Source organism: Exiguobacterium sp. RM11, from assembly GCF_059821525.1.
This window is the reverse complement of the sequence record NZ_CM187558.1, coordinates 2,283,853-2,300,485: the sequence shown is the minus strand read 5'-3', so window position 1 is coordinate 2,300,485 and position 16,633 is coordinate 2,283,853. Positions and strand designations below refer to the sequence as shown.

Below are 16,633 nucleotides of genomic sequence, written 5' to 3'. Positions count from 1 at the left end.
AAAAGGAGTGTTTCAGCATCAGTCTGAGACACTCCTTTTCCTACTCGACCGTTTCCTGTTGGGGTTTGATACGTGCCAACAAAAAGGTGAGGATGACGATGATGGCAATCAATAAAAACGTGATGGTAAACAGCACTTGAGTTAAGAAGGAGACTTGATTTTCTGCTGCAATCAACTCTTTTTGGATATCTTTATACTGCATCTGCTTAAGCGACCGTAAATCTTCTAGGATAGTCTGTCGTAGTTGTGTCATCGTCTCGGCTACTGCTGTTGCTTTAACAAGGTCACCTTCTTCATAGATGACGAGTACACGGTCGGCTTCTTTTTCCCATACGGCATCTCGCTCGAGTAAATCGAGGACGGAACTTGGAGTGTCCGGGTCATCGATGACGGACTGTTTCAATGCCCTAGCTTGCCGAGACATGCTATAGTACATCTCTAAAAAATGTCGATCTTCGTAGGCGAGTAAACCACGGATCGCGTTTGCACGTTCAATATTATAATACATGATATCTTCAATCGCCTCGTAAGAGCCGAATTGTTCATCTTGTATGATTTCTAGCCGCTCATTCGTCTCCCTCAATTGAAAAATAAAAATACCGATAATCGAGATGGATAGCACGGATAGGCTGATCCATAGTAAAATCCACTTTCGTTGTGACATCGTGACCCTCCTTTCTACTCCATCGTACATGATTTTGGAAAAATCGACAGAAAAATATTTTTTTGAAAAAGGAAAAAACGGGTAAATGTATAATCAGTTAGTGTAAGAACTTTATACAACAGAAGACCATTAGAAGCTTAAGGAGAGTCAATATGTCAGAGAATTCATCATTACACAAGTTGTACCAGGTGTTACAAGATCAGCGTACGAACCTTACTTACGAGATTCCGAGTCTATGGAATCGAATGCGTTTTCCTTCTGAACCGATTCGTGACGGGGTCGAGCGTGTAAATCCGTATGATTTTTTAGTAGAAACAATAGAGAAAGCGATTCTTCCATATGCGGTAGAAAGTCGAGCATATCATACGTCCATCGCGAGTGCAGATGGCCATTTACAGACGGGTGGCGATTGGATTAAGCGTGCCTCTGTCTATTCGATGCAAGTTCGTACATCAACTTCCTGGGATCATGATGGATCGGGTTATGTGGAGATGCAGAACTCACTAGGGATGAAAGACACAGGCACATTTGTGAAAACGCTTGCGCTCATTCCACATCTCCTTTATATGGGGATTGATACCTTATTCCTGTTACCGATTTCTCAGCATAGCCATAAAAACAAGAAAGGTGAATTTGGCTCTCCTTATGCCGTTCAAGATTTCTTTGCCATTGATGAAGAGTTAAAGGAAACGTTGACTGGCGATGCGATGACTGTCGAAGAAGAGTTTTCAGCATTTGTAGAAGCTTGTCACATGGTAGGAATTCGTGTCGTCATCGACGTCATCCCTCGGACATGTGCACGAGACAACCGACTCATCCTTGAAAATCCAGAGTGGTTCTATTGGATTCCGCTGGCCGAAGTCGATTATTATCATCCACCATCTGTGCCGGGGATTGGAGAGAATGTAAAACCAGAATTTGCTTTCTTACCAATGGTGTACAATTCAGAAGATGTCTGGCAACACTTAAGACGATTCTCGATGGCTCCGAACTTGATCGATGCCGAAAAGTGGGAGCGTGTTCGTGCTTTTCTAATCGAACATCCAGAAAAAAACGTACTCGCGACGATTGAACAGGAGTTCGGATTGACGACAGCACCTGCCTTTTCAGATTGTATCAACGATCCGCAACCGCCTTGGTCGGACGTGACTTACTTCCGCCTCTTCTTAGACCATCCGCTTGCGGCGGCACCTTATGTGAACGATGCGAACATCGCTCCTTATATTCTGTTTGATTCAATCAAGTCCAATCAATTCCGGGGAAATGTGATTAACGAGCCACTCTGGGAGATGCTCGCCGATATCATTCCACACTATCAACGCGAATATGGCATCGACGGCGCACGTATCGATATGGGCCATGCACTTCCTGTCGATTTGGCACAACGCATTTTGGCAAAACCACGATCGCTCGATTCGAATTTCAGCTTTATCGCGGAAGAATTGATTGAAGCAGGAGCATGGGCGGCGAAAGATGCCGGTTATAACATGATTATCGGATATGGCTTTTATAAAGAACCTCGATTCGAGACGCATGAGACCCATCAATTTTTATACGACTCACGCTTTTTACCACTTCCAGTATTCGCGGCAGGGGAAACAGCGGATACACGTCGCCTTGCTACGCGAGAAGGGGGACGACAAGCAAGTCGATTGTTGACAGTCCTGAACGGTTTTATGCCGAATGGCGTCCCGATGACAAACTCTGGACTTGAATTATATGAAACGCAGCCGATGAATACCGGACTCGATTGCCGTCCTGAAGAAGCGTATCAACTCTTCCCGACCGACCCGTATTTCGGAAAACTCGCGTTCTTTGATGCGTATCAGTTCCATTGGGATCATCCAGAGCGAGATGAGATGATTGAAGTGATGCATCAAGTGGCAGAGATTCGTCGCCGTTGGCTTGATGTACTCGTTGATCCGAACCATTTTGAACCACTTATTTTAGACGAGCCATTTGCACCGTTTATCGGATTCGCGTGGTTACGTCCGGAGACGAACGATACGTTGCTCGTTGTAGCGAACACAAATATGTGGGAGTCGTTACGAGGCGTGGTTTCCCTTGATGGTGTACGTCGTCGAAATTGGAATGCGAGTCGTTTTGCGGAGATGGTCTATTCACCAACTTCATGGCCATATGCGGAACATGCGTTTGATGAACAATGGAATCTCCACGTCGATTTAAAACCTGGTGAAGTCAAAGTATATGAGATGAAATGAAAAAACGCCTTGAACCAATACATCATTCGGTTCAGGGCGTTGCGTGTTTCATGTAATAAATGACGAACTCATCAAGTGGCATCGGCTTTGCATAGCGATAGCCTTGCATGGAGTCACATCCAATTTTACGAAGGAACGTCTCTTGATATTCAGTTTCTACACCTTCGGCGACGAGTGCCATACCAAGTTGTCGTGCCATGGCGACGATGGTCGTCGTGACCATCTGATATTCACGATTCTCTTCAAGTTGCATCGTGAATTCACGAGGGATTTTCAATTCATCGATTGGGTAACGAACGAGATAGGCCAGCGAACTATAACCTGTCCCAAAATCGTCAATCGAAAGTTTGATACCGAGCGACTTTAATTCTAGGATTCGATTCAAGACGCGATCGGAATGGTGAGCGGCGACCGTTTCGGTTAATTCAAAATTGAGTCGGGACGGATCAATTGGGAATCGCTCGAACAACGTATTCAAATAATCAATTAAATGCTCATCAAACAATTGCCGAACGGACAAGTTGACCGAAAGCTTCGGCAAATGAATATCTCCTTGTTCGAATACGTGAATCAGTTGGAACGTCTCATGAATCATCCAGCGACCTAAATCGTGGATATGACCGGTTTCTTCAGCAATCGGAATGAATTGACTCGGGGGAATGAACGTCCCGTTATGTTGCCAACGCATGAGCGCCTCCGCTCCAATCACTGCCTTCGTAGACGCATCGACTTGAGGTTGGAGGAAAAGTGAAATCTCTCCTTTTTCAAGTGCGGTATCAAGTCCTTCCATCAATACTTTCCGTTCTTCCTTGTCTTCCCGTAATTCTGGTTCGAACATGACGGTTTCGTCACGACCTTTGTCTTTTGCGCGATACATGGCGAGATCGGCGTTCGAGAGCAGGTGTTTCAATTTCTTACCATGCTCCGGGAAGCGGACGATTCCAATCGAGGCATGCACTTCAACCAGTGTCCCAGCCATATAATAAGGTGGGCGATAGACGAGACGCCGTAAGCGTTCTGTCAACATTTCATCATCACCGTGCTCGGCGACGACAATAAATTCATCACCACCGAGACGTCCTGCATATTCGTTTGGAAGGAGTGCGGTCCGCAGTCGTTTTCCGATATGCTGCAGAAGCTCGTCTCCCATATGATGGCCAAACTGGTCGTTAATTTCTTTGAAGCCGTCTAAATCAGAGAACATGAGCGTGAACGTGCGACCTTCTTCGATCAAACGTTCAATTTGCTCTTGTAGCGCGTAACGGTTGTGAAGTCCTGTCAGACTATCGAATTTGGCTTGGTATAAAATTTGTTCTTGCTGCTCGATCATTTGTGTGATGTCTTTCGCGATAGCGTAAATACCTTCGACTTCCCCGTCGATGATCATCGGAACATTGACGAGTTGCCAAACACGTGTCTCGCCTTCTTCGGTCATAATCCGTACATCAATCGTTCTCGGTCGACCGTTTGATAACTCTTGAAGAATAATCGTATACGGTGCACGATCTTTCGATTCGATGATGTCGAGGATATTTGACCCAAGTAACTTGTCCGTCGTCAATCCAAGAATCGAACTTCCTGCCTCATTGACCGACAACACTTCGCCGTGCAAATCGAATAAGAAAATTGGTTCTGAATGATAGGCGAAAAGCGAGCGGTATTGCTGTTCACGAATCTCGAGTTCATGCGCCTTTGTCGACACGGCCACTTCTAAATCTGTATTGACGGAATGAAGACGATGGCTGATGAGCGCGTTCTGTTTTGAAACGACGAACTGGCGAATGAGCAAGAGAAGCACGGCATTCGCAATCATTGAATCCGTTACAGACGTACCGAGAAGGCGGTCTGAAGCAAGTAAAAATAGCATGACGACGATACTGTACAGAATGTAATCCAAAATGGAATCGTAAGCAAGGGCGTCTCCTGATATATCCTCGACCCAATAACTGATGGAAATCATAAGGATACTACTGACTTGAACGAGATGAACTAGTTCATGTGTGATGCCTGAAAACACAAAGAGTGTGTTCGCGATTGAGGCGACCGTGAAGCTTAAAATTCCGACGAGTACAAGGATCCGGAATTGCTGTCCAGCCGAGACGACGCGATTTAAATACAAGAAGGATAGCATCATGTACAGGCTGATCAGGAGCATCTGCTCTTCAAAGCCACTCAACTGAGATACGAGTGACACGTCTTGTGTGGAATAAAACCAGATATGTAGTGCACCAATCACAAAGAAACTAAATAAGGCGAACAAGTCAAACGTACGTAATTTCAACGTGCGAATCTCAATGGATTGAGTAATGACAATCAGAGCCATGATTAAGTAAAAGAAATTTTGTAAAAACAAGAGGTATTGAGTATTCGCACCTGTCGAATCATAGTGCATTAGTAAATAAAGTGCGAAGCACACATTTCCCGCAGTAATCAAAACATGAATAAATCTTCTCATCCCTCTATGTTTAAAAATTGCTACTCCACTGAATAGGGTGGCCGCTCCTGAAATAATGAGATAATAGATGAGCAACGTGCTGTCTCGTAAATCATGAGGGGTCAAAAATAATAATAAAAGTCCGGTCAAAAATGTTCCGATGAGAATCGCCGGAACGTATTGGCGCAACGAGTGAACTGACAACTCATGCACCTCCTTCTTTATATGTATGGGTCTCTTATTTATTATCGGAATAGGTGACTGAAGATTACACAAAAAAATCGACAACAATACGAGATTGTTGTCGAATAAGTTGAAATCAGAGTGTATATGAGTGTTCTTTGAAGTTTCCTACGATGGAATCGATTTCGGATACAGTGACAAATGCCTCAGAATCGATTTCAGAAACAATCTGACGAAGTCGAGGGATTTCATTGTTCTGGACGACGACGTACAGCATTTTTTTCGAATCGTTTGAATATCCTCCTGTCGCATCCATGATGGTGACGCCGCGTTTTAAGTTCTGCTTAATGACCAAGTTGATTTCATCCGCTTTCTTGCAAATGATGAAACATTGCTTTTGAGCGGAGAAGAACTTATGGATTGTGAGTAACGTGCGTGATCGGACAAAACTTAACACAAGAGCATACATAACGGCTTTGATGTCAAAGACGATAAAGACTAAAACATAAACAATAATATCTTGTGTCAAAAAGATTTTAGGTAACGACAAGTTTCGGTTGTTCATATAAATGACTTTCCCTAAAATATCGAGACCGCCAGTAGAAGCGCCTGCGAACAAGAGAAGGGCAAGTCCGAGACCCGAGACGATTCCGCTGAACACGGAAGCGACAAGTGGATCGTCAAGTGGGGTCGGTGGGATGAGGACCGGTAAACTATCAATCAAGATAGAAGAAAGCACGACAACAATCCCCGTCATCAAAATAAAGCGACGTCCTAAGTATTTTAACCCTAAGATGAAAAGTGGGATATTGAGCACGAGCTGAGTCATCCCGATTGGCGTTCCAAATAGTTCGTTCGTAATCAATGTGATTCCGACGATTCCCCCCGAACCGATTTCATTGGGTTTGAGCAGTAAACTGACAAAGACAGACTGAAGGATTGTCCCGGCAATGATGAACAGTACCGTTTCAAGGGCAACCCGTTTTCTCGATTTAGCATACATAGATAATGGCTAGGCCTTACGCCTCCTTTTAGTAAGTCTTCTGCTAGCGTACTGCTACTCGTTCCTCATTTCAAGTCACAATTCGTTATGGAATCGGTCGATATCACTCGCCAATTGTTCATGTACATAATCGATCACCTGAGCATCATCGAATAGTCCGAGCGGTACATCATCCGGAATCGCATCGAACGGTGAGACGAAGTATAGAATTGCCGCGACAAGCTCTTCTTGTTTGTCAGGTTGCATTTCAAATTGATCATTGTATAGCGCACGCAACATATTCAGCATTTGTTTCATCTGGAAGTAGAGCGTCAGTTCTTCTTCGCGCTCGATGTTGCTGATTTCATTGGATGCCACGTCTATGGTCACTTTTGCGAGGGCGCGTTCACCTTGGACGAGTAAGTCGCCGAGTTGTTCTCGGTCGTGGATATCTTCTTTCGCTTGTTTCAAAAAGTGTGTGTAGGTTGATTTCCAATCTGCCATAGTAGATTCCTCCTTCATTCTTCATCTACTAATATGCCCGTTTTTGCGCATTGGTTGCAACTTTTCCTGAAATTTAAGAAAATAAAGATAACTGAAAAGGAGGAACGATACATATGTCTATGATTTCTATGCCGACCGAGGCAGATTTTGCACGCTATGCAGAGCTAGCTGTGAAAAAAGGTGTCAACATTCAACCGGGTCAACAGCTAGAGGTACGTGCCGATATTAGCCAGGCGCCACTTGTCCGTCACGTGGTGAAAGCTGCGTATGCGGCAGGTGCGAAACAAGTATTTGTTAATTGGAGCGATGAGGAGACATCGAAGATTCGTTATTTCGATGCACCAGCAGACTCCTTCAAAGAGTTTCCAGATTGGTTAAAGGCTCGATTTGAGCAATTGGCTGAAGAGAAGACGGCATTCTTGTCCATCGTCAGTGACGACCCGGATGCTTTAAACGGCGTTGAATCGTCACGCATCTCGGATGCGAACCGTGCAGCCGGACAAGCACTTGCGAAATGGCGTCAATATGTGATGAGTGACAACGTGAGTTGGTCGATCGTCGCAGGTGCGTCAGATGCGTGGGCCGAAAAAGTATTTCCGGGGCGTGAAGATGCGGTCGCAGCGTTATGGCAAGCGATCTTCGCAGCAACACGCATGGATCAAGAAGACGTGGTCGCGGCATGGGATACACATGATCAATTACTCCGTAGCCGTGCGAAGTTGCTGACAGAGAAGAAGTACGCGAAGTTGCACTACCAAGCACCAGGCACTGAACTTACAATCGGACTTCCGAAAAAGCACGTCTTCCTTGGCGGTGGCGGTCCAAACGTCGATGGCATCGACTTTATCGCGAATATGCCGACAGAAGAAGTGTTCACGCTCGCGGATAAAGATTCTGTGGAAGGTCACGTGTCGAGCACGAAGCCACTCAGCTACAGCGGAAACTTGATTGACGAGTTCACGCTTTGGTTTGAAGGTGGGAAAGTCGTCAAGGCAGAAGCGAAAAAAGGACAAGCGGCTCTTGATGAGTTGTTGAACATGGATGAGGGAGCACGCCGCATCGGTGAAGTGGCACTCGTTCCAGATGATTCGCCAATCTCAAACTCAGGTCTTCTCTTCTACAACACGTTGTTTGACGAGAATGCATCATGCCACTTGGCATTAGGTCGTGCCTACTCGACATGTCTCGAAGGTGGTCCTTCGATGTCGCAAGAAGAACTCGCGGCGAACGGCGCGAATGACTCGATGACACATGTTGACTTCATGATTGGGTCAGCTGAAATGAATATCGATGGTGAACGGGAAGACGGCACGCGCGAAGCAATCATGCGTGACGGCAACTGGGTCATCTAAACGAAAGAGCGAATTCCGTAAAAGGAATTCGCTCTTTTCATGTGACGTCGTACAAATAACGAAGGGCGTTAGGCAAACGGCGGCGCCAAGCTGATTCGTGATGAATCGCATCCGGTTCCACTTCATATCGGAAAGCGATACCCTTTTTAGCGATGGCTCCAATCAGTTTTGCATTCGTGAACAAGTAATCCTTCGCTGTGATTGGTCCGCTCTCTTCATTCGTTCCGATGTCCATATACAGTTTTCCAGAGATATCGGTTTGCTGAATAGCCTGGATCAATGGATCCAGATTCGCCCATGCTGCGGTGGAGAGGGATCCGACTCTTTTGATGGAAGGGTAGGTTGCCATCATATATAAAGAGATGACACCTCCCATCGAGCTCCCCATGACGCCGACATCTTCTGGATCTGTCGCATACTCCTTGTCGATTCGTGGTTTTAAGTCGTTCATAAGCCATTCTGCATACAAACGACCTTGACCACCAAGGGTTGGGCGCGTTTTCGCAAGTTCCGGTCCGATACGGCGATATAACATCTCATCTTCTTCATATGAATATTCGTCATAACGATCTAACCAGTTCGGAGCACTTGCAATGGCGACGACCATAAGTGGAAGCTGGAGTGTATCGATGCAGCGGTCAATTTCCCATCCTTCTCCATATGTAGCCGTGCTTCCTGAGAATACATTTTGCCCATCATGCATATAAAGGACAGGAAGTGGGGTGTCGGCATTGACCCAGTCTGGTCGAAACACGCGGACGATCCGTTTTTGACCACGGACCTTCTCCGTTGGAATCGATACGTTCAATTGATCAATCATTCTTCATCACCTCTTTCACCTTGTATTGTGGAGAATCATGAGCGAAAAGACAAACACAAATCTTGACTACCTACCGTTCGTTAGGTAAGGTGAGGAGGAAGGAGAGTGAGACGCGTGAATACAAAAGAGAAAATTATGCAATCCGCTCGGACACGGTTTGCCCGTGAAGGATATGAAGGATTATCACTTGCGGCGGTTGCCGAAGACGTTGGCATCCGAAAGGCTTCTTTGTATGCTCACATCGATGGGAAAGAACAATTGTTTAAGCAAGTCGTGACCGATATGGCGAATCGTTACGAAGAAGCATGGCAACAGACATGTGAGGATACTAAAGATCGACCACCTTTAGAACGGATTGAGTCGATCGTTCGGATGCTCACGTCATTCTTTAGCGATCACGAGACGTGGATGTTGACGAAACGGATGCTCCTCGTACCACCCCCAGAATTTCGAGACTATATTGAAGAAGTCATCGGAAAGGTAGAGACGGAGTTAAAGCGGTTTGAAAAAGAACAGTTTCGTCTCGCGATGGAACGTGGAGACTTACCATCGCAACCACTCGATGAGCTCTATGCTGCGTACTATTGCTTTCTAGATGGTGCCTTATTGTCTCTATTTACATTTGAAGATGAGCGGGAGATGCGACAACAAGCCGCTTTCCGAATCTTCAAGAAAGGTGTGGGTTGGAATGGATAAGGAAAAAGTCGCCTGGATTTCTCTTTTGTTCGCAGGATTGCTTGAAATCATTTGGGCAACGACGATGAAATTGTCTGAAGGGTTTACCGTTCTTGGTCCGACGTTATGGACGATTGTACTCTTGGTTGTCAGTTTTGGCTTACTCGCCAAAGCATTCCGGGTTTTACCTGCAGGTACAGGATATGCCGTCTTCACGGGAATCGGAGCGGTTGGAACGGTGATTGTCGGTGCTCTTCTTTTTGACGAGGCGCTCAGCGGCTGGAAACTTTTACTTGTGACGACGTTGATCATCGGAATCATCGGGTTGAAACAAGTGACAGGAGGAGAAGAAGCATGAGTTGGGTATATTTGATCGGTGCAGGGATTGCTGAGATGACAGCCGTTTTCTTTATGGGGAAATCGAAAGGGTATCAAATTTTAAAATGGTCAATCTTATCGATTTTGTCGTTCGCGCTCAGTTTTTATTGGCTATCGAAGTCGCTTGAAGACATTCCGTTAAGCTTGGCTTACTCCATCTGGGTCGGAATCGGAGCGGCAGGTGGCGTCATTCTAGGCATGCTCTATTTAAATGAGTCTAAAAGCCGCTGGCGCATCTTTTATCTAATGATGATTATCGGCAGTGTGGTCGGTTTAAAAGTTGTATCGTAAAGGATTGAAACAAGCTGAAAACGGGAATTGAATAATTCAGATTATGAGATGGAAGAAAGGGGCGGAAAACGATGCATCTTGTCGAGTTGCAGTCCGAACGTTTGCGGTTTGAACCGTACACGATCTCTGATTTCTATTTTGTTAAGTCGCTTCTCCAAGATCCTCGGGTGATGCGCTTCATCAGTCCGGATGGGAGACCGTATACAGACGAACAAACAATCGAATGGTTCGAACGTCAATTGGCCCGCTATGAAACGGGACGCCAGACAGGGCTATTGAAGCTGATGACGTTTGAAAGTGATGAACCGATTGGTCATGCAGGTACGTTGCTTCATGAGTTAGACGGTAAACTCGAGCTAGAAGTCGGCTATTGGTTGTCACCGAAGCATTGGCATATGGGTTACGGACGTGAAGCGGCCGCGCGATTGATGCAGTATGCCTTCACTGAAGGAGAGAAGGAAATCATTTCACTCATTCATCCAGAAAACGTTCCGTCTCAGCGTGTGGCTAAAGCGAATGGTCTTCATTGGGACCGTGACACCTTATATCAGAACATGCTCGTCTCCGTTTATGCAGGTGATTTGGAACGCCTCTGCCGGCATATTGATCGCCAACAAATGACGCGTTAAAAAAAGTACAAAAAACTTTTAAAAAGTTGTTGCCAACTTAATAGTTTCTTGATATATTAATAGTGTCCTTAAAAGAGGACACGACCTGATTCTGTAGCTCAGCTGGGAGAGCGCTACCTTGACAGGGTAGAGGTCGCTGGTTCGAGCCCAGTCAGAATCACTTGGGTGCCAAACCCTCGAGAAACCCACCGGAACATGGGTTTCCGCGAAGCCACTTCTTGCGAGAAGTGGCTCTTTTTTTGTATATTGACATGGCGCGAAAGCAATTGGTATATTCCTTTCAATACATAATGAAACGGGGAATGCAAAATGGTGCTAACAGGAACCCTCGTCAATGCCGGACTAATCGTCATCGGAGCATTGTTAGGTCTCTTATTTCACCGCATTCCAGAGCGTATGAAAGAGACGGTGACGGCAGCAATCGGGCTTGCGGTCATCTTGCTCGGCATTCAAATGGGGATGAAAAGTGAAAACTTTTTGATTGTCATCGGAAGTCTTGTCGTCGGGTCTGCGCTCGGGGAATGGTGGAAGCTAGATGAAGTATTAAATGAAATCGGCTATCGGCTGGAACGGCGTCTTGGAAGTCAATCGAGTGTAGCGGAAGGGTTCGTTACGGCAACGCTCATCTTCGTCATCGGCGCGATGGCAATCATTGGGGCGCTCGATAGTGGATTACGTGGCGACCATGACGTCCTGTATACGAAAGGGTTGATTGATGGATTTACAGCCCTCGTGTTGAGTTCGACGCTCGGCATCGGGGTCATGTTTTCGGCCGTTCCGGTGTTATTGTATCAAGGTGGGATTGCACTACTCGCCATTCAAATCATGAAGTTCATTCCGGAGTCGCTCATGGACAGCTTTATTTTAGAGATGACTGCGACCGGTGGTGTGATGATCGTGGCGATTGGCTTGAATTTGGTCGGAATCACAAAAATTCGTGTGGCGAACTTATTGCCAGGGATTTTAGTAGTGGCACTCATTGTGTCGGTTATACATATGATGACATAAAAAAATGGGCGGAAGCGTGGCTTCCGTCCATTTTTATGGTTTCTCAATTGTTTCATGATCTTCTTTGGCACTTTCGCGTAAGGCTGAAGACATCACATCGGCAAGGTTGCGGTCTCGTAATACGCCGACACCACGGTCGGTCGGTCCGCCTGGAGCAGCGACGTCAGCAATGAGTTCATTCGTCTCACGTGTTTCATGTGACAGTAACTCTGCAGAGCCTTTCATCGCCTGAGCCACAATTTGACGAGCCGTCGCTTCGTCGTATCCGACATCGGTCAAGACCGGAGTCATCGCCCCGACGATTTCATAGAAGAAAGCTGGGCTACAACCTGCGGCTGCCATAAATGCAGACATCGTCTTCGCATCCGTGATGGCCGTTCGACCGACACGTTCAAAGAGGGCAGTTGCTTTCGCGCGATCGGTCTCATCTGTTTCAGGACCGAACCATAAGCCTGTCATCCCGCTCCGATATGTGACAGGCGTGTTTGGCATCGCGCATACGGCAGGAAGCCCTGAAGCTTCTTCTAATTGACTCGGTTCGATGTGTGCCGCGACAGATACAAGAAGTGGGTTGTTCCACTCTTTCGACTCCACGTATGGAATGACACCGTCCGGTTGCATCGCTAATACGACGATCTCATAGTCGTTGACATTTTCTTCTTCAACGATGTGTACGCCGAGTTCGTCTTGTAGTGCGAGTAATCGTTCCCGGTCGCTTCGGTTCGTCATCGTGATGTTTGTCGGTTCGATCCCAGAGTCAATCCATCCTCGAACGAGTGCCTCACTCATAGATCCTGCGCCGACCATTAGTAATTGTTTCATCATCCGTCACCTCTTCTTTTCGATTCGGTCAATAGTTATGTTGACTATCATAACAAACCTGCTCTCGAATATCGCCCATCTTGCTCATTTGTAAGGAGATGGAAAAGGATTTGATACATAAAACGATGCACATGACAAACGTTTCAAATCGCGCTATGATGGCACTAATTCAAAAGAGTGAGGCGAAATCGTGTGAAACGTGTACTAGTAAAAGGGATTCAAGGTTATCAACGTTTTATTTCACCATTAAAGCCGCCGACATGCCGATTTTATCCGAGCTGTTCGCATTATGGGATCGAAGCAATTGAAAAACACGGGGCCGTCAAAGGGAGTTATTTAACCGCTCGCCGACTGATCCGTTGCCAACCGTTTCACCCAGGTGGGCTCGATTATGTACCGGATACATTTGATTGGAAAGCGCCTTTACAACGAGAGAAGCCTGAATCACAGCGAGACGATTAAGTTCGTCTCGCTGTTTGTATACAGAAGTACGTTTCGAACAGTTGTTTTAGCACAATACTTTTGCATTGTTCTAAGTATTCTGAAAAAATAGGGATGTACACTATTTTTCGGGGAAAGGGGATACTTTGTATGGGGCAATCATTTAGTGAATGGGTGAGTACGGCATCCAATTTTGTATGGGGACCACCGCTTTTAATTTTGCTTGTGGGGACAGGCATTTACTTGACGGTGCGTCTAGGTGGTATTCAAATTACCAAATTACCGTATGCATTGAAGTTGGCGTTTTCAAAAAATCAGGATCAATCCTCAAAAGGGGATATCAGTCACTTCCAGGCGCTCATGACCGCGCTTGCGGCGACCGTCGGTACGGGGAATATCGTCGGGGTGTCGACAGCAGTTGTATTAGGAGGACCAGGAGCCATCGTATGGATGTGGGTGTCCGGATTCTTTGGGATGGCAACGAAATATGCGGAGGCCGTTCTAGCTGTTAAGTATCGGGTCACCGATGAACGCGGTCAGATGGCTGGTGGACCGATGTATTATCTGGAACGAGGATTGAATCAACGTTGGTTAGCCGTAGCGTTTGCGGCATTTGCCTCGATTGCGGCGTTCGGGATTGGAAATGGGGTCCAGACGAACTCTGTCGCGCTCGCGCTCAAAACGACATTCGATGTACCACTCTACATATCAGGAATTCTCATCATGATTTTTACAGGCGCGGTCATCCTTGGAGGCGTACGTTCGATCGGGAAAGTGGTCAGCTACTTCGTCCCGGTCATGATTGCCTTCTACTTAGGTAGCGGTCTCTTGATCATGATTATGAACTACTCGCTTATTCCAGATGCGTTCGCACTCATCTTTAGCAGTACGTTCAGTGCGGAAGCAATCGGTGGGGGAGCCATCGGAGCGGCCATTCGATATGGTGTCGCGCGTGGTGTCTTCTCGAACGAGGCAGGTCTCGGTTCCGCTCCGATTGCTGCAGCGGCAGCGAAAACAGATATGCCGGGTCGTCAAGCGCTCGTCTCGATGACACAAGTCTTCTTGGACACGCTTGTCGTCTGTTCGGTGACAGGGTTGACACTCGTCATGGGTGGTCAAATCGGGACAGGACTAGAAGGAGTCGAATTGACTTCAGCCACATTCGAACTGTTCCTCGGTCCGGCAGGTGGCTACATTGTCACGATCGGTCTCGTCCTATTCGCTTACTCGACCGTTCTCGGTTGGTCGTATTACGGCGAACGGTCCATCCATTACTTGTTTGGGCAAAAGTCGATTCTTCCGTATCGGATTGCCTTCGTGCTCGTCGCTGGACTCGGTGCCATGACGACAAACTTGAATTTGGTATGGGCGCTATCCGACGTCTTCAACGGTTTGATGGCCATTCCGAACTTGATTGGTCTCTTGTTCTTGTCGGGCGTTGTCATTGCCGAAACGAAACGATTCAATCAACAGCTTGAAATTGAGAATCGAAAAGTATCCTAAACGCATCGACGCCATCCTCATGAATCAGAGGGTGGCGTCTTTTGTTTCGCTTCTAATTCATCGAGTCGTGCTTTTTGTAAGTGGTCAAATACTTTTGTGATGAAACCGACCATAATGCCGACCCCCGTTAACACATATCCGATTGTAAAAATTTTGCCGATATCTGTCTGTGGGGCGAAGTCACCATATCCGATGGTCGTCAATGTGATGACGCTGAAGTAAAGTGCGTCCAACCAACGCATCGCCTCGAACCGTGTGTAAAAAAGCGTACCGGACAGAACGGTAAGAAAGGCAAGGCTAAATAACACTTGAAACTCGGGGTCGCGGAGACCGCGCCAAATTCCGCGGACAATCCGGCGTAATGTCAGTAAGAACGGTAGCATGTCACTCGCTCCTTTCGATATTAGGTTTGTTCGCTAACAACGGGGGAACATCCTTTATAGTTCGAAAAAAGAGAAAGGGTGAGTAGGATGGGGAAAGTCATTCCAAAGCAAGAAGGGCTCGACCATAGTGTCGATTTTCTACGGGAAGGATATTTGTTTGTGGCGAATCGACGTAAAAGTTTTCAGTCGAATATTTTTGAAACGCGTTTGCTCGGAGAACGCGTGATTTGTCTCGGAGGAGAGGACGCTGCTGCCTTGTTCTATGATGCGGACAAATTTACACGTCAGGATGCCGCGCCGAAACGTCTTCTCAAAACCCTATTCGGGGAAGATGGGGTGCAAACATTGAATGGAACGGCACATACGCACCGAAAACGTATGTTCATGTCATTGATGACGAAGGAAAACATCGATCGTCTGCTTCGATTGACGGACCGTGAATGGAAAAAAATCCGACATGCTGGAGAAGAAATCGTTTTATATGACGAGGCACAACAGGTATTGATGAAAGCCGTCTGTGAGTGGGCGGGAGTTCCACTTGCGCGAGATGAAGTAGCGAAGCGGACCGATGAAATGAGATTGTTATTTGAATCGGGTACTTCGTTAGGTCCAACTTATTTGCAAGGGCGGAAGGCAAGAAGTTCGGCCGAGGCGTGGATTCGACAGATGGTCAAAGAAGTACGGTCAAATCGATTATTACCGAATAAACAGACGGCACTTTATGAGTTCGCGTGGCATCGAGATGAATCAGGTGAGTTGTTGCCTGAAGAAGTAGTGGCTGTCGAAGTGTTAAACATTTTGCGACCGACTGTTGCCATCTCGGTCTACGTTCTTTTTACGGTTCTAGCGCTTCATCAATTCCCTAAAGAAAGAGAACAAGTAAAGCAAGGACAGTTTTCGAAAACGGCCTTTGTCCAAGAAGTGAGACGTTTCTATCCGTTCTTTCCTGTTGCGGCAGCTCGAGTCAAAACAAATTTTGAATGGGACGGATATACGTTTACCGAAGGAACACTGACGCTCCTTGATCTTTATGGAACGAATCACGACTCTGCGATTTGGGCTGAACCCGATCAATTTAATCCTGCTCGCTTTATGGACTGGAAGGAGAGTCCGTTCAATTTTATCCCGCAAGGAGGAGGAGATGTAGATTTTGGACATCGTTGTGCAGGGGAGCATGTGACGATTGCGATTCTAGAACAAGTCATTGAATTGTTTACGGAGGAGTTCTCGTATACCGTTCCTCCTCAAGATTTGAGTTATAGCTTCGTTGATATGCCGAGTCTACCGAAAAGTAAACTGCGTTTGACTGATGTAAAATGAATCGAATAAGTAAACGCCTACT

The 16,633-nt window shown here is 46.4% G+C and carries 17 protein-coding genes and 1 tRNA gene; 11 read left to right on the top strand and 7 right to left on the bottom strand.

Features of this window, described 5'->3' with window-relative positions:
* Window positions 1-40: 40 nt before the first annotated feature.
* Window positions 41-664 carry a hypothetical protein gene (locus AC5LIL_RS12020; RefSeq protein WP_499824215.1) on the bottom strand — a complete coding sequence of 208 codons (624 nt, stop codon included), beginning with the start codon at window positions 662-664 and terminating at the stop codon, window positions 41-43.
* 152 nt (window positions 665-816) lie between these two features.
* Here AC5LIL_RS12020 and AC5LIL_RS12015 point away from each other — a divergent pair, with 152 nt between their 5' ends.
* The gene (locus AC5LIL_RS12015; RefSeq protein WP_499824214.1) at window positions 817-2,886 is read left to right on the top strand and encodes an alpha-amylase; all 2,070 of its coding nucleotides are present in this window, start codon (window positions 817-819) and stop codon (window positions 2,884-2,886) included.
* Window positions 2,887-2,917: 31 nt separating this feature from the next.
* Here the strand turns inward: AC5LIL_RS12015 and AC5LIL_RS12010 are convergent, their stop codons facing one another.
* The 3 genes from AC5LIL_RS12010 to AC5LIL_RS12000 all read right to left on the bottom strand — a co-directional run bounded on the left by AC5LIL_RS12010 (window position 2,918) and on the right by AC5LIL_RS12000 (window position 6,989).
* Window positions 2,918-5,533: a putative bifunctional diguanylate cyclase/phosphodiesterase gene (locus tag AC5LIL_RS12010; RefSeq protein WP_499824213.1), complete on the bottom strand. Its 2,616-nt coding sequence runs from the start codon at window positions 5,531-5,533 to the stop codon at window positions 2,918-2,920.
* Window positions 5,534-5,639: 106 nt separating this feature from the next.
* Window positions 5,640-6,506, bottom strand: coding sequence for a YitT family protein (locus tag AC5LIL_RS12005; protein WP_499824212.1), 867 nt, complete (start codon window positions 6,504-6,506; stop codon window positions 5,640-5,642).
* A 75-nt stretch (window positions 6,507-6,581) separates the two neighbouring features.
* A complete protein-coding gene (locus AC5LIL_RS12000; protein WP_499824211.1) occupies window positions 6,582-6,989 on the bottom strand; it encodes a YkvA family protein in 408 nt (135 codons plus the stop codon).
* 113 nt (window positions 6,990-7,102) lie between these two features.
* Here AC5LIL_RS12000 and AC5LIL_RS11995 point away from each other — a divergent pair, with 113 nt between their 5' ends.
* Window positions 7,103-8,341 carry an aminopeptidase gene (locus tag AC5LIL_RS11995; RefSeq protein WP_499824210.1) on the top strand — a complete coding sequence of 413 codons (1,239 nt, stop codon included), beginning with the start codon at window positions 7,103-7,105 and terminating at the stop codon, window positions 8,339-8,341.
* A 37-nt stretch (window positions 8,342-8,378) separates the two neighbouring features.
* Here AC5LIL_RS11995 and AC5LIL_RS11990 read toward each other — a convergent pair whose 3' ends face one another.
* Entirely contained in the window at window positions 8,379-9,161 is a 783-nt protein-coding gene (locus AC5LIL_RS11990) for an alpha/beta hydrolase (RefSeq protein ID WP_499824209.1), read from the bottom strand.
* A gap of 105 nt (window positions 9,162-9,266) precedes the next feature.
* On the opposite strand from AC5LIL_RS11990, the gene AC5LIL_RS11985 reads away from it, so the two are divergent.
* The 6 genes from AC5LIL_RS11985 to AC5LIL_RS11960 all read left to right on the top strand — a co-directional run bounded on the left by AC5LIL_RS11985 (window position 9,267) and on the right by AC5LIL_RS11960 (window position 12,142).
* Window positions 9,267-9,857, top strand: a complete 591-nt coding sequence (locus tag AC5LIL_RS11985; protein WP_224863346.1) for a TetR/AcrR family transcriptional regulator — start codon at window positions 9,267-9,269, stop codon at window positions 9,855-9,857.
* Complete coding sequence (locus tag AC5LIL_RS11980) at window positions 9,850-10,194, top strand: DMT family transporter (protein ID WP_214747352.1); 345 nt, start codon at window positions 9,850-9,852, stop codon at window positions 10,192-10,194. The genes AC5LIL_RS11985 and AC5LIL_RS11980 overlap by 8 nt, the downstream gene beginning before the upstream one ends.
* A complete protein-coding gene (locus tag AC5LIL_RS11975; protein ID WP_074033008.1) occupies window positions 10,191-10,505 on the top strand; it encodes a DMT family transporter in 315 nt (104 codons plus the stop codon). Before AC5LIL_RS11980 ends, AC5LIL_RS11975 begins: the two co-directional genes overlap by 4 nt.
* A 71-nt stretch (window positions 10,506-10,576) precedes the next feature.
* Window positions 10,577-11,134, top strand: coding sequence for a GNAT family N-acetyltransferase (locus AC5LIL_RS11970; protein WP_214696843.1), 558 nt, complete (start codon window positions 10,577-10,579; stop codon window positions 11,132-11,134).
* An 87-nt stretch (window positions 11,135-11,221) separates the two neighbouring features.
* A tRNA-Val gene (locus AC5LIL_RS11965) sits at window positions 11,222-11,294 on the top strand.
* A 149-nt stretch (window positions 11,295-11,443) separates the two neighbouring features.
* Entirely contained in the window at window positions 11,444-12,142 is a 699-nt protein-coding gene (locus AC5LIL_RS11960) for a DUF554 domain-containing protein (RefSeq protein WP_224863342.1), read from the top strand.
* Window positions 12,143-12,175: 33 nt separating this feature from the next.
* On the opposite strand, the gene AC5LIL_RS11955 is transcribed toward AC5LIL_RS11960, so the two are convergent.
* Window positions 12,176-12,964: a pyrroline-5-carboxylate reductase family protein gene (locus tag AC5LIL_RS11955; RefSeq protein ID WP_499824208.1), complete on the bottom strand. Its 789-nt coding sequence runs from the start codon at window positions 12,962-12,964 to the stop codon at window positions 12,176-12,178.
* Between the two features lie 192 nt (window positions 12,965-13,156).
* On the opposite strand from AC5LIL_RS11955, the gene yidD reads away from it, so the two are divergent.
* Together yidD and AC5LIL_RS11945 are read left to right on the top strand one after the other, a co-directional pair.
* The gene (gene yidD, locus AC5LIL_RS11950; RefSeq protein WP_015880777.1) at window positions 13,157-13,426 is read left to right on the top strand and encodes a membrane protein insertion efficiency factor YidD; all 270 of its coding nucleotides are present in this window, start codon (window positions 13,157-13,159) and stop codon (window positions 13,424-13,426) included.
* A gap of 129 nt (window positions 13,427-13,555) precedes the next feature.
* Window positions 13,556-14,908, top strand: a complete 1,353-nt coding sequence (locus tag AC5LIL_RS11945; protein ID WP_214747338.1) for an alanine/glycine:cation symporter family protein — start codon at window positions 13,556-13,558, stop codon at window positions 14,906-14,908.
* Window positions 14,909-14,925: 17 nt separating this feature from the next.
* Here AC5LIL_RS11945 and AC5LIL_RS11940 read toward each other — a convergent pair whose 3' ends face one another.
* Window positions 14,926-15,291 (bottom strand): potassium channel family protein, encoded by a 366-nt coding sequence (locus tag AC5LIL_RS11940; protein WP_015880779.1) that lies wholly within the window; start codon window positions 15,289-15,291, stop codon window positions 14,926-14,928.
* A gap of 87 nt (window positions 15,292-15,378) precedes the next feature.
* Here AC5LIL_RS11940 and AC5LIL_RS11935 point away from each other — a divergent pair, with 87 nt between their 5' ends.
* Entirely contained in the window at window positions 15,379-16,611 is a 1,233-nt protein-coding gene (locus AC5LIL_RS11935) for a cytochrome P450 (RefSeq protein ID WP_339963519.1), read from the top strand.
* Window positions 16,612-16,633: the final 22 nt, after the last annotated feature.

Excerpts from the sequence above, each read along its gene's own strand:
- AC5LIL_RS11940 (WP_015880779.1), bottom strand. The coding sequence starts at position 15,291 with ATGCTACCGTTCTTACTGACATTACGCCGGATTGTCCGCGGAATTTGG.
- AC5LIL_RS12005 (WP_499824212.1), bottom strand. The coding sequence starts at position 6,506 with ATGTATGCTAAATCGAGAAAACGGGTTGCCCTTGAAACGGTACTGTTC.
- AC5LIL_RS11975 (WP_074033008.1), top strand. The coding sequence starts at position 10,191 with ATGAGTTGGGTATATTTGATCGGTGCAGGGATTGCTGAGATGACAGCC.
- AC5LIL_RS12020 (WP_499824215.1), bottom strand. The coding sequence starts at position 664 with ATGTCACAACGAAAGTGGATTTTACTATGGATCAGCCTATCCGTGCTA.
- AC5LIL_RS11960 (WP_224863342.1), top strand. The coding sequence starts at position 11,444 with ATGGTGCTAACAGGAACCCTCGTCAATGCCGGACTAATCGTCATCGGA.
- AC5LIL_RS11945 (WP_214747338.1), top strand. The coding sequence starts at position 13,556 with ATGGGGCAATCATTTAGTGAATGGGTGAGTACGGCATCCAATTTTGTA.
- AC5LIL_RS11935 (WP_339963519.1), top strand. The coding sequence starts at position 15,379 with ATGGGGAAAGTCATTCCAAAGCAAGAAGGGCTCGACCATAGTGTCGAT.
- AC5LIL_RS11970 (WP_214696843.1), top strand. The coding sequence starts at position 10,577 with ATGCATCTTGTCGAGTTGCAGTCCGAACGTTTGCGGTTTGAACCGTAC.
- AC5LIL_RS11990 (WP_499824209.1), bottom strand. The coding sequence starts at position 9,161 with ATGATTGATCAATTGAACGTATCGATTCCAACGGAGAAGGTCCGTGGT.
- AC5LIL_RS12000 (WP_499824211.1), bottom strand. The coding sequence starts at position 6,989 with ATGGCAGATTGGAAATCAACCTACACACACTTTTTGAAACAAGCGAAA.
- AC5LIL_RS11995 (WP_499824210.1), top strand. The coding sequence starts at position 7,103 with ATGTCTATGATTTCTATGCCGACCGAGGCAGATTTTGCACGCTATGCA.
- AC5LIL_RS12015 (WP_499824214.1), top strand. The coding sequence starts at position 817 with ATGTCAGAGAATTCATCATTACACAAGTTGTACCAGGTGTTACAAGAT.
- AC5LIL_RS11980 (WP_214747352.1), top strand. The coding sequence starts at position 9,850 with ATGGATAAGGAAAAAGTCGCCTGGATTTCTCTTTTGTTCGCAGGATTG.
- AC5LIL_RS11955 (WP_499824208.1), bottom strand. The coding sequence starts at position 12,964 with ATGAAACAATTACTAATGGTCGGCGCAGGATCTATGAGTGAGGCACTC.